A 14,448-nucleotide genomic window follows, 5' to 3' on the forward strand; every position below is an offset into this window, starting at 1 on the left:
CCCATCAAGATCGCGTGTGGAATCTCAGTCGCCGGTGCCGCAGGCGATCCCGTCGTGGTTGCGGTCCAGTTTCAGCCGGTCGTCACCGACCACGCGCAACGCCCGCAGTCCGTGCTCGCCCAGCCACGAACAGTGGTCTTTGTTCTTGATCCCGGCGGGCAGTGTCCACGGCACGCACTGGGCCGCGGTCCCGTAGCGGTGGTCGCAGCCGTCGATGCTCGACTCGACCTTCTTGCTGATGTTGCCGTGTCCCGAAGGCCCGTGTTTGGGCCCCTTGGGCGTGTCGGCGAACGGCAGGATGTGCGGGGCGGGTGTCGAGGCGGGCGCGGCCGAGGCCGGTTGGTCGGTATCGGCGAACATCGTGAACGCCACCGCGGCGGCGATCACGGCTGCGGCGGTCCCGGTGAGATATCTACGCGGCACTGTCGGGCCTTTCATCCGAGGTGGATCCACTGGGCCACCGAGGGCACCCCGGCCGCGTTCACGACCGTGAGCATGTACCAGCCCGGCGGCGCGATATTGGGGTTGGAGGTGACGTTGGCGGTGAGGGTGCCGCCCGCGACCGTCAGCGGCAGGTCCACGTACCGCTGGTTGGGATCGGAGGAGTGCGTGACCGCCGCGGGCCGGATCAGCGACGCCTTCACCACCGGGCCGTTCACCGTGAGCTGCTGCGCGCTGCCGTAGCTCCACGCCTGACTGGCCACGGCGGTGATCTGCGGGCGCGCGCCCTTGAACAGGTACGGCGGTGAGTAGATCGACACCCGCTGGTCGAAGGATCCGTCGGCCGGGTTCTCGCCGACGGCCATGACGCGTCCGTCGGGCAGCATGAACGCCGAGGAGTGGTAGCCGCGCGGTACCGGATCGGTGGCCATGCCCGCGGCGAAGGTGTTGGTGGCGGGGTCGAACATCGAGGCCTCGAAGACCGGGTCGGTCCGATTGTGTAGGGCGCCACCGGTTTCCAGGACCATGCCGTCGGGCAGGATCACCGCCGAGGGGTACATCTTGCCCTGGGCGGCGGTTTGCGCGACGCCGCCGGTGAGTGTGCCGGTGGGGATCGGCGGGCCCGCGTGGTAGGTCGGGTTGCCCTGTTTGAGGTCGATCAGGTCGGTCAGGCGGTTGGCGTCGGGGTTGGTGAAGGTGTTGCCGCCGCCCATGGTGAGCACGCGTTGGTCCTGGGCGGGCGGCAGCAGCACGCTCATGGACTGGTCGCGTTCGTCCTTGTTCTGCAGGCCGGGAACGTCGACGATGGTGCCCGCGTCGTAGTCGTAGATCGAGGCGCCCGTGCCGTCGAGGCCGCTGCCGAAAACGTGTGCGCCGGAATAGAACAGGCGTCCGTCCTGCAGCAGGATCATCGCCGGGTACAGACCCCACCAGGCCCAGGTCTGCTTCGTTTCGCCGAACCCGAGCCACCGGTTCTGCGCGGCGGAGAACCGTTCGGTGACCACGGTGCCTGCGGAGTCTTCGCCCAGCCCGCCCAGCGACAGGATGTCGCCGTTGCCCATCGTGGTCGCCGAGGGGTACCAGTGGCCGGCGAGCATGTCGTTGGTGCGGGTGTACGACGAGGTGGCCGGGTCGAAGATGTAGGAGTCGCGCAGCCCCTTGTACCCGTGCTCCGGCGCGGTGTAGGCCTGCGTGCCGCCCATGACCAGTAGCTTGCCGTCGGGTAGTTGAGCGTGCCCGGCGCAGAACACATCCCAGGGGGTTGCCAGTTCGGTGAACTGGTTGGTCGCGGGGTCGAACTGGGCGGTTTTGAAGGTGCCCGCGGCGAAAGCGTCGGGGTCGTTGCCCGAACCGGCGATGAGCAGCACCTTGCCGGTCGGCAACACCGCGGCGTGCACCGCGCGCACCGGCGACGGCATGGCCAGCACCTCCCAGCTGCCCTTGGCGCACTGGACCTGGGTGCCGGTGCAGGTCGGCGGTTCCGGGGTGATCGTGGCGTCGGACATGGCGTAGTCGTCGGTGGTGAGCACGCCGGTACCGTAAATCGTGACGCCCCAGGAGATTTGATCCGTATTGGGTGGAACGACGGGGGTGCGTACCTGCGCAGCGGTGTAGGTGCCTGCCACGGGTAGCGACGCCAAGTCGGTCCAGTACTGCCAGCCGGTGGTGATGTCGTGGCGGAACACCGTGAACACCGTGTTCGGGGTCGTGGTGGTGTACCACACCGACAGGTCGTACTGGTGTCCGACGGTGACCGTCGGTGCGCAGGCAGGGCTTTCGAGCATCATCGCCTTGCGGTCACCGGAGGTGTGCGCGCCGATCTCGATCCGCATGGCCGAGGTGCCCGTGTGTGCCTGCGGGGTGACGGTGAAGGTGAAATCGTGGGTGCCCCAACCGGATTTCTCCCAGCATTGCGGAAAGCCGTCGCCGCCAAGGGTTTCCATGCCCGCGTTGCTCACCACGTTGGTCGGCTGTGCGGCCACCGGTGGGGCGATGACGACCACCGCGAGCACGGCGACCAGTGCGACACGGCGCAGGATCGAGTTAGTCGGCATGGGTACCGTCCTTGTCCACGGCGCGCACTTCCACGCGGCCCTCCCCCGTGCCGAACACGGCAAGGGGGTACGAATTCTCCAATACCTCACGCAGCGTGGGCAGTTCGGCGGCCGAGCCGCGCACGAAGGGACTGGACACGACGTAGTCGACATCGCGCCAGCCGTTGTCCAGGCGCACCGCGGGGTCGACGTCGAGTTTGTAGAACCAGATGGCGCCCATTCCCGGCGAGAAGCCCAGATCGACCATGTCCAGCCAGATGACGTCCTCGACCACGATCTTCTTGGTCCCGTTGTCGCGCAGGTTCGCGCCCATCCACTGCACGGCGCTGACGTAGGCGTCGGCGCGGCCCTCGGTCATCGCCTGCTCGTTGCCCGCCACCCAGCGCGGCGCGACCACCGAGAGCCCGACCAGTGCCAGGACCGCGAGCACCGCGGCGGTTGCCACCCGCTGCCCCACGTCGACCCGTTCCAGTGCCGCAATGCCTTGTCGCGCACCGATTTCGATCACCCCGGCCAGTGCGAGGGCGAAGAACGGCAGCAGCTGCAGCACGTACATGGTCGGCAGGTAGCCGCCGGGGCGCAGGGCAACCGCGATCAGCAACACCCCCGCCAGTGCGATGCCACGCAGTCGCCGAACCGCCAGTGCGACAACAACAGCGACCGCACCGCCGACGAGAATGACCGCGTCCACGGTCAACCATTTCGTCAACAGCATGTACGCCAACGAATCCGACGCCCACAGCGCGCCGGTCCCCGCGCGACTGTGCAGCTGCCACGCCACCCCGTCCAGCATCGACACGTGGCCGCTACCGGGCAGCAGTTCGTTCTTCAACAGGGCGTACAGCGGGTAGAACGCGATCGCGAGGACGAACGACACGCCGGCACCGATGACGGTGAACTTGCGGGTGGTCGGATGGCTCGACGTCCACAGGGTGTAGACCAGCGCCGGAATCACCAGGACCATGGTCTCTTTCGACAGCACCGACATCGCCGCGCACAATCCGGCCGCCATGTGCACACCGAGGCCGCGACGCGGCGAGGTCGCCAGCACGAACGCGCCCAGCATCCACGGCACCGCGATGCTGTCGAGGTAGATCTGGCGTTGCAGTTCCACCGACAGCGGCGACAGCGCGAACAACACCACGGCCAGCCCCGCCGCCCACGGCCGCATCGACAACCGTCGCGCCAGCACGTACAGCAGCGTCGCCGACACCAGCACCGCACCCAACATCACGAATCTGCCGTTGGCAGCGGTCATTTCGTACGGCGACAGTATTTCCGGCAGCCACGAGAACAGGCTGATCTGGATCCACCCGATCGGCGGATGGTCGTACCAGTAGGTGTAGTGGGTCAGGCCGTGTCCGGTGCCCACCGCCCAGGCCTGGGCGAGGTAGGTGCCCTCGTCGTCGCTGAAGGCCGGGTAGTTGCCGATATTGGTGCCCTGCACGATCGCGATCAGCGGCAACAGCACCGCCAACACCACACCGTCGACCTTCCCGCGCAGCCCGGTGGTCGGCTCGGGTGGCGTTGGCGCAGCGACGATTTCAGGGACCGGCCGCAGTTCTGTCAGGGTCATGACGCCACCTCCGCTGTGCGTGTGCCGGTCAGATGCGCGCCCACGTGCGCGGTCAGTTCCCAGTTGTTGCGCCCGGTGTACTCACGCCAGACCGCGCGGGCGGCCGCCGCGGTGAGCACCAGGTTGTAGAACACCGAGCCCACGACCAACTTCACGTAATGGCCGAATCGCACCTTCACGCCGAATTGCCTGCCGAAGTCCTGCAATCCGACGATTTCGAACGCCAGCGTGGCCAGGGTGGGCACCAACGGCAGGAAGGTGATCAGCGCGACGCCGTCGGGCACCTTCACGAACAGGCCCACGAAGATGCCGATCACCATCGCGATGCCCGAAAAGGCTTGCAGGAACGGGCTTGCCAGGGTGTACCGGGCGAGCAGGCGCCGGGTGAACGTGGGCAGCGCACGCCATTCCCGCTTGCGATAGACCTGCATGAAACCCTGGTTCCAGCGGCACCGCTGTTTGAACAGCGCGTACAGCGAACCGGGGGTTTCCTCCCTGGTGACCAGGGCGGAGTTGTAGGCCACGACCGTGCGCGCGCCGCGGCTGGACAGGCGGGTGCCCAGTTCGCAGTCCTCGGCCAGGCAGTTCTCGTCCCAGCCGCCGACCGCGCGCAGCAGCGGCAACCGCACGAACACGGTGTTGCCGCCCAGCGGGATGAACCCCTGCGCGGCGTGCAGGTGCAGTCTGCTGCGGAACCAGAAGAAGTATTCCAGGCAGTTGCGCAGCGCGTACCAGCTGGAATGGAAGTTCACCAGCTGCACCCCGCCCTGCACCACGTCGGCGTCTTCGCTGCGGAACGCGAAGTCCACGTGGTCGAGCAGGTCCGGGTGCACGTGATCCTCGGCGTCGAACACCCCGACCACGTCGCCGGTGCACACCGCGAGGCCCGTGTTGAGCGCCTTGGGTTTGTTCTTGACCGTGTGGTAGTCCACGACCACCCGCAGGCGGTCAGGCGCGGTAGCCGCGACCGCTTCGGCGACTGCGGCGGTGTCGGGATCGTCGTGCCCCACGATGACCACGATCTCGATGTTGGTGTGGTTGGTTTCCAGCAGCCCGCGCAGGGTGTGCCCCAGCACCGCCGATTCGTGCCTGGCAGGCACCAGCAGCGAGAATTTCAGTTCGCCGGGACCATCGGGATCCGGAAAGCGCGTCGCGGCAAGGTTTTCCGGAGTGCGCCAGGCGTGCAGCATCCAGGTCAGCGTGGCCACGGAGTTGGCGAACAAGGCAAGCGACAGCACAACAAGAACAAGCGAAAGCATCGAGCCCCCAATGGCTTACCCGAACCGGGTGGCGGTGCGACAGTCGCCCCCGACGTCGCGCACTCACCGTAACGTGCCCGACGTCATGCCGCACGTTCGCCCGTGTGAACTCGAGGTTAAGGAATACCTGCATTCAGCAGGCAATTCCCTTGCGTGCCAACAGTTCACGGACCCGCTACGCAAGATTGCAGGCGCGGCCTCGAGTAGTTCCCCCCACGGCCCGGGTAGTTCCGCGCTGTGGTGCCCGCGGCGAGTGCGCGATAGTCGATGCCATGAGTTCGCTTCCCAGTGTCGCGGTGGTCGCCGCCAACACCCCGGCCGATCGTGACCGGTTCCTGGATCTGCTGCGCATTGCGTCGCTGGTGGTCGTGGTCGTAGGCCACTGCCTGATGCTGACCGTGCACGTGTCGGGCGACCAGGTGCATTTCGGCAACATCCTCGCCGATCTGCCGATCTTGCAGCCGCTCACGTGGGTACTGCAGGTTCTGCCGCTATTCTTCTTCGCCGGCGTGGCCGCGGGGGCGCGCGGCATCGATCCCGGAACCTCGTGGGGCGCTTGGCTTTTCCGGCGCACGCAGCGGCTGGTGCGTCCGCTGGGCTATTTCGTGGCCGCCTCGGCGGTGCTGCTGGCGGTGACCGATCTCGTGCTCGCGCCGGGGTGGCATCGGCCGCTGGCGGTGACCGGTGTGCAGCTGCTGTGGTTTCTGGGGATGTATCTGGCGGTGTTGGCGTGTACGCCGTTGCTCGCAGGCTTTGTCAGCAGTGCGCGACGGATGTTCGCGACGGTGGCAGTGATCGTGGTGGTGGCGGCGATCGTGGACGCGGTGCGGCTCACCGGTGGTCCGGGCGAGCTCGGCTACGCGAATGTGATCGTCTGGCTGATTCCGGCAGTGCTCGGAATCGGTTATCTGCGTGGACTATTGGCGCGAAGGTCGGCGGCGGTGCTGGCGTGCGCGGTGCTGGTCGTGGATGTGCTGCTGGTGGTGGTCGGCCCGTACGAGGCGAGCCTGGTCACCGTGCCGGGTCAGCGATTGTCGAACCTGGCGCCACCGTCGCTGTTGCTGGCGGGGCACGCGGTGGTGCTGTGCTGCGCGGCGGTGGCCGTGGCGCCCTGGTTGCGTGCGGTGGCGCAGCGGCCGCGGGTCTGGTGGCTCACCGTCATCGGCAACACCGGCGCGATGACGCTGTACCTGTGGCACATGCCCGCCCTGCTGACGGTGCTGGTGCTCAGCCATGTGGCAGGCATCGACCGCACCGCACCGACCGAACCCGGCTTCTGGTCGCTCACCGCGGTGCAGCTGGTGTCGACCGCCGTGCTGACCGGTTTTCTGTTCCTCGCCCTGCGCGGCCTCGAAAACAAGCCGCTGCCCTGGTGGGACGGCCCGGTCGCCGCAGTACACGGTGCCAGGTCCGCCGCGACCGTGTTCGCGGTGATCGCGGCGGGCCTGGCGATTCTGCAGGCCACCCGCTGGGGACTCACCCCCGACGGCTGGACGTGGTTCGCAGGCGCGGCGGCACTGTTGGTGGCCGCCCGCCTGCTCAACCGTGTCGCGACGGTCAGCCCTTCGACGGACGCCGCTGCGGTTTCGGGGTGACCGTGCCCTCGGCCAGGCGACGCGCGCTCACCAGGAACGCCGTGTGCCCCTGCATCCGGTGCTCGGGACGCACCGCCAGACCCACCACATGCCAGCCGCGCACCATCGACTCCCACGAACGCGGTTCGGTCCAGCATTCCTGCTCACGCAGCGCCTCGACCACCTTCGACAGCTGCGTCACCGTGGCGACGTACACCACCAGCACACCGCCGGGAACCAGCGCCTTGGACACCGCGGGCAGCGCGTCCCACGGCGCGAGCATGTCCAGCACGACCCGGTCGACCGGTTCGCCGTCGTAGTTCGCCACGTCGGCGATGGTGATCGACCAGTTCGGCGGACGTTCACCGAAGAACGTCTCCACATTGCGCACCGCGTGCTCGGCGTGATCGTCGCGGATCTCGTACGAGATCACCTCGCCCTCGGGGCCGACCGCGCGCAGCAGCGAGCAGGTCAGCGCACCCGAACCGGCACCCGCTTCCAGCACGCGCGCACCGGGGAACACGTCGCCCTCGTGCACGATCTGGGCGGCGTCTTTGGGGTAGATGACAGCGGCGCCGCGCGGCATCGACAGCACATAGTCGGTGAGCAGCGGGCGCAGGGCCAGATACGGGGTCCCGTTGACCGACTTCGCCACGGTGCCCTCGTCCTTGCCGATGAGGTCGTCGTGCTTGATGCCGCCGCGATGGGTATGGAATTCCTTACCCTCCTCGAGCACCACCGTGAAGAGGCGACCTTTGCCATCGGTCAGCTGCACGCGGTCCCCGATCGCGAATGGACCGGTCCGTCTGGCCGTCATGAATCTCCCGTTCATCGAAGTCTCCGAAGGAAGACTCCAGCCTGCCAGGCCCGGGGATCCGCGCGGTCGACGGGTCAGCTATTTCGCGGCGGCCAGCGCTGTGTGTTGCTGGCCGGTCAGCGTGTGCGCCTCGTCCTGGGACTTCGCCCACACCAATGCGAAGTAGGGTCCGCTCGATACCGTGCACGACCACCGGCTGGCATCGGCATCGGTCCAGCACGCCGAGCCGGGCACCGAGGCCGGCGCGGGCGCTTGCTTCCAGTCGGTCTGCCCACCGATCTGCGCGGCGGTGACAGCCGACAATTTTGCTGCTGCTGCCGCGTCGGCGGTGCGATACACCGCGCTGTCCTTGCGACCCAGCGCGCTGACCCCCACCTCGCGATACAGGGTCACCGCGGCCTGTTGATCGTCGGCGAACAGCAGCGCGCCGTGCGGCCCGAACGAACCGCTGCTGGCGCTGCCGTCACCGACCGCAAGGGCGTGGATGCCGGTGGGGTCGTAGGGCAGATCGGGCAGGTCGGCCACGGGAGTGGCGGTGAACGAATCCAGCGCGGGGCGTTGCAGGGCCAGTGCGGCGCGCACGGTCCGTTCGATCTCGGGCAGACCACCGCCGGCACGAATCTTGGTGAACACCACGAACTCTGCGTGCGGGGTGAAGGCCATGCCTTCGAGTTTGCCGCGGTTGTCCATGGTCAGCACACGCGCGTCGGGTTCGTCGGGCAGGCCGGTGGCGGCCCAGACGCCGGACTGCAGCATTCCGCTCTGGGTCGTGGCGGTGGTGGCCAGCGCCGTTGCCGCCGCCTGTGCGGCCTCGGTGTCGGGGAAACGCAGGATGCCGTGCGTGAGCCAGCTGATGTCACCGCGCATGCTCGCACCGTTGGAGCGTTGGCTGACGAAACCGGTGAGCATCCCGTGCTCGGTCGCCGCGGCGCCCAGGGCGTTGTTGTGGTCGGTCATGATCGTGAGCATCGGTTCGGTGAGCACGCCGGTCTGCCCGGCCCGCACGAACGCGGGGTCGATGTCGGTGGGCAGTGTCAGCACCTCGGCCATCCGCGCGCCTTCGGCGAGCTTGCCCGCGTGCAACCGCTGTTCATCGTTGCGCACCGTGGTGGTCGGTGTCGCCGTGGTCGTGGTGGTGCTCACCGGCGCCGGGACCGGTGGCTGCGGGTCCTCGCACGCGCTCACCATGATCACCGCGGCCATGACCGCCCCCACCCGCAATACCAGTTGCATCCCGCGATCCTGACAGACCTGGCGCGAACCTTCGCCCCCAGGGCCGGATCGGGCAAGGTTGTCAGTGGGTGCGTCTAATCTGCGAACTATGTCAGTGCCCGTGTCTTCACCCCCTGCCGACGCCACCGTCGACGTGCCGGTTCGCCGGTCGCGTCCGGCGTTGTCCCCTTCGCGGGCAAGCGATTTCAAGCAGTGTCCGTTGAAATATCGGTTGCGCGCGATCGATCGGGTGCCCGAACCACCGTCGCGGGCTGCGGTGCGCGGGACTGTGGTGCACGCGGTACTCGAGGACTTATTCGGGTTACCCGCCGACGAACGTCAGCCGGAGCGGGCGGCGGAACTGGTGCCGGCAGCGTGGGAGCGGGTGCGCGCCGAACGGGACGGCGTGGACGAGCTGGTGGCCGAGAGCGGGCCCGAGGCGCTGTTCGGGGAAGTGCGCAAGCTGGTGGCCAGCTACTACGAACTCGAGGACCCGCGACGGTTCGAACCGCATTCGCTCGAGGAACGGGTCGAGGTGGATCTGGACGGTGATGTGCCGCTGCGCGGATTCGTGGACCGGATCGACGTGGCGTCCAACGGGATGCTGCGCGTGGTGGACTACAAGACCGGGCGCTCCCCCGGCCCGATGCACGAGGCGCGCGCGCTGTTCCAGCTCAAGTTCTATGCCCTGATGATCCTGCGCACCCGCGACATCGTGCCCGCCCAATTGCGCCTGATCTACCTCGCCGACAAGAGCGTGCTCACCTACACGCCTGATCGCGATGAGCTCGACCGTTTCCAGCGCATTCTCACCGCGTTGTGGCAGGCCATCCTCGAGGCCGGCAGCACCGGGGACTTCCCGCCCACCCGCAATTCGATGTGCAAGTTCTGCGACTTCAAAACGCTGTGCCCCGAGTACGGCGGCACGCCCCCGCCTTATCCGGGATGGCCTGTGCAGGCGGCGGTTCCGGCTGATCTTCCGACGGACCGGCTCCCGGAAGACCTGTGAACTCCGGGCTCACCTGTCGGCCGGACCCGATAGAGAAGGGAGCCCCCTTGGGTAAGTGTGGACGCACAGCCGCCCCCTGCCGAGGGAACGCGCCGACTCAGGGTGTTACGTCCATTCGACGCGTAGCGCGCTCGGGCCGCGAAGTGCCGTGCCGACCTGGCTGGTGATCACCGCGTCGTCGTGCGCGTTGTCCGCCAACCGGAGTCCCGGTAGTCGTTGAACCAGGGCTGTCAGGCCGGTGCGGAGTTCGGCCAAGGCCAGCCAACTGCCCAGGCAGCTGTGGGGGCCTTGACCGAACGACAGCATCGTGGTGACGCGGCGGGTGATGTCGAACCGGTGTGGCTCAGGGTATTTCACGGGATCGCGGTGGGCGGCGTTGATGGCGAAGATGACCGGGGTCAGCGCGGGGATGTCCAGGCCCTGCCAGTGCACGGCGGTCGGGCACGCGCGCGGGAGCAGGCCCACCGGAGGTTCGAAGCGCAGGCCCTCCCAGATCGCCCACTGCGCTTGCTCCTCCGGGTCGGCGGCGACCGCGGCGAGCTGATCGGGGTGAGTCAGCAAGGCCGACAATGTGTTTCCTAAGGCCAGCATCGTGGTGTCGGCGCCTGCGGGGAACAGCAGACGCAGGAACGCCAGCACTTGGTCGTCGGAAAGCGTTGTCCCGTCAACGGATTCGGTGACCAGCTTCGAGATCAAATCATCGCCGGGATCGCTGCGGCGCGCGGCGATGATCGGCACGACATAGTCGGCGAACTCTTGTGAAGCACGTTGGGCCGCAGGCGGATCCAGCGGGAAATAGAACAGATCGTGCGCCCACCGCAGCACCGTGGACTCGTCCTGCACGGGCAGCCCGAGCAACCTGGTGATCACCAGAACCGGGTAGCGCGTGGTGAATTCGGCAATTAGGTCGACGCTGCCCGCGTCGGCGAACCTGTCGATCAACTCGTGCGCGATCGGCTCCAGCAACGGTTCGACACAGCCGGTTACCAGGCTGCGCCGAAACGGCGGCGAGACGATCGCCCGGTTCACGCGATGCTCGTCACCGGTCATGCACTGCAACGTCCGCCCGAGCACCGGCTCGGTGGTCATCGAGTACACCGCCTGCGCCGGGAAGGTCTGTTCATCCTTGAACGCGGCCGACACCAGATCGTGGGTCAGCAACAGCACCGCGCGCACGCCGGCGAAGGGCACGATCGCATACGGTTTGCGTTCGCGCAGGTCAGCGAGCAACTGGTGCAGCTCGGGGGTGTCCTGGAAGGCGAAGTCGATATCGGTGACATCGAGTTGGTCCAGAATCGTCGGCGTCGTCATAAGATCCTCCGGACACGAATATTCGTGTCAGCTATACGAATTTTCGGCACGCAGACCGTAGGTGAGTGCGCCGGGAAGAACAAGAGGCAATCCATGACCACCTCCCCGCCCACCGATCGGGTCGTCTCGATCGTGGAACTGTTGGCCACCAAGGCGCCGATGAACGCCGCTGCCATCGCCGACGCACTGGACCTGAGCCGCTCCACGGTCGGCGCGATCCTGACAACCCTGCAGTCCCACAACTGGGTTCGGCGTTCCCACGACCTGACCTACCGCCTCGGCCCCGCCTTCCCACACCACAACGCCCGATCGACCAACCCCGCGGCGCTGCCCCCGGGTGCCCAGGACGAACTGCGCGCACTCGCCCAGCGAGTCGGCTGCGGCGCGGCCCTGGCAGCGGTCACCCCGACGGCGATGACCTTCGTCGCCATCACCACCCCCGACCGGAGCTCGTCCACCACCCACGACGCCAGCTCGTCCGCCGGCCACGACGCCAGCTCGTCCGCCGGCCACGGCCGGGCCATCCCCGGTCGAACCTCGTCAGCCATGAACGACGGCCGTGCTTCCGCCCCCGACCGCGCATCCACCGGCGTCGGTGTCGGCCACGGCCGCATTCCGACCGGTATCGAAGTCGGCACCCGACTCCCGCTGCGCGCCCCAGCAGCCGCCGCGGTCATCGCCTTCTCCCCACCCGACCAACAACACACCTGGCTCGACACCGCCGACCCCACTCAACGCCGCGAGCTCGCTACCGCCCTCACCGAGATCCAGTCCACCGGCGCGGCCATCTGGGGCATCGACCCCACCGACCTGGGCACCCTCGACATCCTCGCCGAAGTAGCGGGCCACCTGGCGCACTCCCCCGCCACCGGTCCCCTGCGCCGCCGAGTCCTCGGCCTGCTCGCCGGCCTCAGCGGCTACCCCCACACCACCGCCGACCTGGCCGAAGACCAGCCCCTACCGATCGCGTACCTGGCCGCCCCCGTGTTCGACGCCGAGCGCATCCCCCGCTGGGAACTCCAAATCGGTCCCCTACACCCGGCGGTCTCCCTTTCCGGCCGCGACCACTACCGCACCGAACTGCTCGCTGCGGCAACCCGACTCAGCACGCCACCCTCCTGACCGGCGAGACCGGCGTAATCACACACAACGCACCGAAATAGTCAGAAAACTGACTACAACGCGTCGTTGTGTGCGATTACGCCGGGCATCTCGCTGATTCACACGGCGAAGTCACGGAACAGCAGCACCGAAAGCCCCAAGCCGACAAGCAGGTTGACCACCACCGCCGATCCGAACACCGCGATCGGCCGCCACCCCGCCTCACGCAATCCGCGCAGCGAGAATTCCAGGCCGATGGCGACGAAGGCCAGGATCAGGAACCAGGTGCGCAGGTCGTTGATGATGGCGATGTGCGCGGCACCGGTCTTCTTGTCCACCGACTGCAGGTACAGCGTGCCGATGATCGACGCCGCGATGAACCCGAGCACGAATTTCGGGAACCTGGCCCAGAATTCGCCGATGCTGGGCCGCGCCGCACCCGGCGTGCGATCCACCCGGAACGCGAACCAGGCGGTGAGCGCGATCGCGACCACGCCGATCAGCGCGTTCTGGGTGGTCTTCACGATCGTGGCGATCTGCAACGATTCCTCACCGGCAAGGGCTCCGGCGGCCGCCACCGCGGCGGTGGTGTCGATATTGCCGCCGATCCACGCACCGGCCACCGCGTCGGACAGCCCGAAAACGTCTGCCAGCCAAGGCAAAAGGAAGATCGAGGGCAGCGCGAAGATGATCACCAGCGACGCCGCGTAAGCGATCTGTTCCCGTCGCGCCTGCACCGCTCCCGCCGCCGCGATCGCCGCACTGACCCCACAGATCGACACCGCGCTGGACAGCAGCGCCCGCAATTTGTCGTCGAGGCCCAGCTTGCCGCCGAACCACCAGGTGAACCCGAACACGGTGGTGATCAGCACGAGCGCCTGAACCAGCGCGGGCACCGCCGCACTGACCAAAATCTTCAGGTTCACCGAAGCGCCGAGCAGCACCACCCCGGTCTTGATGAAGAACTCGGTCCGGAACCCCGCCGAAAGCCGGTCGCGCAGACCGATTTTGCCCAACACCACATTGCCGATCAACCCGATCGCGATGGCGTAGACCGGATATTCCACCGACTTGGCGATCCGCTTCAACGGCGTATCGGCCGCCCACTGCGGAACATGGGTCTCGAAGTACCGCGTCAACGCTCCCAGCGCGAGCACCAGCGCGATCCCGGCCACGATATCGCCGGCCGTGGGCCGCGGATTAGCTTGCAGCGCCGCGGTTTCCGTGGTTGTCGTCGTCGACTCGCTCATCACGGCACCAGCCAACCGGGCACAGCCCCGACCAACACCAGACCGATCAGAACGAGACCGACGACCGTGGCCAACCAGTCTTCATTCCACTTCAACGCGCTACCCGGCCGCGGCTCGGGTGGTGTCTGCGACACAGTGACTCCTTGTGTTCCTCATCGAGCGAGAAACGCAAGGTAACAACGGAAAAGCGCGAAAACACCGATTGCGCTCACCGTGAATCGATCATCGAGTCACTGCGCCTGCAGCACTACTGCAGGCGGCGTTCCTCTTCTTCTTCCAGGCGCCGGCGCTCTTCCTCGCGGTCGACCTGTTCCTTCTCAATCTTCTCTTCGTGTTCGTTCTTGTTCGACATGTTCGCCCCGATCATTGATTGTCCGGACAAATCTGCGGTCCAGCCTACTCGCGGCGCGCCGCGAACGGCTGGCACAGCCCGCAGTTCAGGGGTCTGTCGGCGCGCTGTTCGGGCCCGTAGGCTGCCGGTTGTGGGGGTGGGGGGACGTCGCGTAATGAGGAGAAACGATGAACCGTATCTTGTCCAGGATCGTGGCGGGCAGCGCTGTCGTGTTGGCGGTGGGGACGTGTTCGGTCGTCGCCTCCGCGGAGTCGGCCGCTGCGCCATCGGTGGCGCAGCCGATCATCGGGGGCCCGCCGACCGCGCCGTTCGACCCGATGTGCCCGTTGTGTTTCGTGCGTGAGGCCCTGGAAAGTCTGTCGGCGCAGTAGGACGCGAAAACCCCCGCCTGGTCGGGGGCGGGTTCACGCGGTCGTCGCAACACTCTCGATTGAGAGGTTGCGACGACCGTGTCGTTTTCAGAGGATCTGGACCAGTTCGGTGAGCAACTGA

At 67.3% G+C, this 14,448-nt stretch carries 13 protein-coding genes; 4 read left to right on the forward strand and 9 right to left on the reverse strand.

The annotated features are described in order from the left end of the window. Positions 1-24: 24 nt before the first annotated feature. Genes ACFWVD_RS15900 through ACFWVD_RS15915 form a run of 4 tightly spaced genes read right to left on the reverse strand, consistent with a single transcriptional unit; the run spans position 25 to position 5,330 of the window. The gene (locus tag ACFWVD_RS15900) at positions 25-438 is read right to left on the reverse strand and encodes a hypothetical protein (RefSeq protein ID WP_379243272.1); all 414 of its coding nucleotides are present in this window, start codon (positions 436-438) and stop codon (positions 25-27) included. Beyond that, entirely contained in the window at positions 435-2,495 is a 2,061-nt protein-coding gene (locus tag ACFWVD_RS15905) for a galactose oxidase-like domain-containing protein (protein ID WP_379243274.1), read from the reverse strand. The genes ACFWVD_RS15900 and ACFWVD_RS15905 overlap by 4 nt, the downstream gene beginning before the upstream one ends. Continuing rightward, entirely contained in the window at positions 2,485-4,071 is a 1,587-nt protein-coding gene (locus ACFWVD_RS15910; protein WP_379243276.1) for an ArnT family glycosyltransferase, read from the reverse strand. Before ACFWVD_RS15910 ends, ACFWVD_RS15905 begins: the two co-directional genes overlap by 11 nt. After that, positions 4,068-5,330, reverse strand: a complete 1,263-nt coding sequence (locus ACFWVD_RS15915) for a glycosyltransferase (RefSeq protein WP_379243278.1) — start codon at positions 5,328-5,330, stop codon at positions 4,068-4,070. Before ACFWVD_RS15915 ends, ACFWVD_RS15910 begins: the two co-directional genes overlap by 4 nt. A gap of 272 nt (positions 5,331-5,602) precedes the next feature. Between ACFWVD_RS15915 and ACFWVD_RS15920 the strand changes: the two genes are divergently transcribed. Beyond that, the gene (locus ACFWVD_RS15920) at positions 5,603-6,925 is read left to right on the forward strand and encodes an acyltransferase (protein WP_379243280.1); all 1,323 of its coding nucleotides are present in this window, start codon (positions 5,603-5,605) and stop codon (positions 6,923-6,925) included. Here the strand turns inward: ACFWVD_RS15920 and ACFWVD_RS15925 are convergent. Further along, positions 6,888-7,721: a tRNA (adenine-N1)-methyltransferase gene (locus tag ACFWVD_RS15925; protein WP_379243282.1), complete on the reverse strand. Its 834-nt coding sequence runs from the start codon at positions 7,719-7,721 to the stop codon at positions 6,888-6,890. The genes ACFWVD_RS15920 and ACFWVD_RS15925 overlap by 38 nt on opposite strands. 78 nt (positions 7,722-7,799) lie before the next feature. Further along, positions 7,800-8,954, reverse strand: a complete 1,155-nt coding sequence (locus ACFWVD_RS15930) for a hypothetical protein (RefSeq protein ID WP_379243284.1) — start codon at positions 8,952-8,954, stop codon at positions 7,800-7,802. 88 nt (positions 8,955-9,042) lie between these two features. Here ACFWVD_RS15930 and ACFWVD_RS15935 point away from each other — a divergent pair, with 88 nt between their 5' ends. Further along, positions 9,043-9,942, forward strand: a complete 900-nt coding sequence (locus ACFWVD_RS15935; RefSeq protein ID WP_379243286.1) for a RecB family exonuclease — start codon at positions 9,043-9,045, stop codon at positions 9,940-9,942. Positions 9,943-10,047: 105 nt separating this feature from the next. Here the strand turns inward: ACFWVD_RS15935 and ACFWVD_RS15940 are convergent, their stop codons facing one another. Continuing rightward, complete coding sequence (locus ACFWVD_RS15940) at positions 10,048-11,253, reverse strand: cytochrome P450 (protein WP_379243288.1); 1,206 nt, start codon at positions 11,251-11,253, stop codon at positions 10,048-10,050. 93 nt (positions 11,254-11,346) lie between these two features. Here ACFWVD_RS15940 and ACFWVD_RS15945 point away from each other — a divergent pair, with 93 nt between their 5' ends. Continuing rightward, positions 11,347-12,375 carry a helix-turn-helix domain-containing protein gene (locus tag ACFWVD_RS15945; protein ID WP_379243290.1) on the forward strand — a complete coding sequence of 343 codons (1,029 nt, stop codon included), beginning with the start codon at positions 11,347-11,349 and terminating at the stop codon, positions 12,373-12,375. Between the two features lie 98 nt (positions 12,376-12,473). Here the strand turns inward: ACFWVD_RS15945 and ACFWVD_RS15950 are convergent, their stop codons facing one another. Further along, positions 12,474-13,604, reverse strand: coding sequence for a YeiH family protein (locus ACFWVD_RS15950; RefSeq protein ID WP_379243292.1), 1,131 nt, complete (start codon positions 13,602-13,604; stop codon positions 12,474-12,476). Further along, complete coding sequence (locus tag ACFWVD_RS15955; protein WP_379243294.1) at positions 13,604-13,738, reverse strand: hypothetical protein; 135 nt, start codon at positions 13,736-13,738, stop codon at positions 13,604-13,606. The genes ACFWVD_RS15950 and ACFWVD_RS15955 overlap by 1 nt, the downstream gene beginning before the upstream one ends. A 385-nt stretch (positions 13,739-14,123) precedes the next feature. Between ACFWVD_RS15955 and ACFWVD_RS15960 the strand changes: the two genes are divergently transcribed. Then, positions 14,124-14,327, forward strand: coding sequence for a hypothetical protein (locus tag ACFWVD_RS15960; protein ID WP_379243296.1), 204 nt, complete (start codon positions 14,124-14,126; stop codon positions 14,325-14,327). Positions 14,328-14,448 lie beyond the last annotated feature (121 nt).

Origin of the sequence: Nocardia sp. NPDC058666 (assembly GCF_042714895.1) — a bacterium.
Lineage (GTDB): Bacteria > Actinomycetota > Actinomycetes > Mycobacteriales > Mycobacteriaceae > Nocardia.

Bases quoted from the DNA above. Each gene is read 5' to 3' on its own strand.
- ACFWVD_RS15945 (WP_379243290.1), top strand. From the start codon at position 11,347: ATGACCACCTCCCCGCCCACCGATCGGGTCGTCTCGATCGTGGAACTG.
- ACFWVD_RS15940 (WP_379243288.1), bottom strand. From the start codon at position 11,253: ATGACGACGCCGACGATTCTGGACCAACTCGATGTCACCGATATCGAC.
- ACFWVD_RS15910 (WP_379243276.1), bottom strand. From the start codon at position 4,071: ATGACCCTGACAGAACTGCGGCCGGTCCCTGAAATCGTCGCTGCGCCA.
- ACFWVD_RS15925 (WP_379243282.1), bottom strand. From the start codon at position 7,721: ATGACGGCCAGACGGACCGGTCCATTCGCGATCGGGGACCGCGTGCAG.
- ACFWVD_RS15960 (WP_379243296.1), top strand. From the start codon at position 14,124: ATGAACCGTATCTTGTCCAGGATCGTGGCGGGCAGCGCTGTCGTGTTG.
- ACFWVD_RS15920 (WP_379243280.1), top strand. From the start codon at position 5,603: ATGAGTTCGCTTCCCAGTGTCGCGGTGGTCGCCGCCAACACCCCGGCC.
- ACFWVD_RS15915 (WP_379243278.1), bottom strand. From the start codon at position 5,330: ATGCTTTCGCTTGTTCTTGTTGTGCTGTCGCTTGCCTTGTTCGCCAAC.
- ACFWVD_RS15930 (WP_379243284.1), bottom strand. From the start codon at position 8,954: ATGCAACTGGTATTGCGGGTGGGGGCGGTCATGGCCGCGGTGATCATG.
- ACFWVD_RS15905 (WP_379243274.1), bottom strand. From the start codon at position 2,495: ATGCCGACTAACTCGATCCTGCGCCGTGTCGCACTGGTCGCCGTGCTC.
- ACFWVD_RS15900 (WP_379243272.1), bottom strand. From the start codon at position 438: ATGAAAGGCCCGACAGTGCCGCGTAGATATCTCACCGGGACCGCCGCA.
- ACFWVD_RS15950 (WP_379243292.1), bottom strand. From the start codon at position 13,604: ATGAGCGAGTCGACGACGACAACCACGGAAACCGCGGCGCTGCAAGCT.
- ACFWVD_RS15935 (WP_379243286.1), top strand. From the start codon at position 9,043: ATGTCAGTGCCCGTGTCTTCACCCCCTGCCGACGCCACCGTCGACGTG.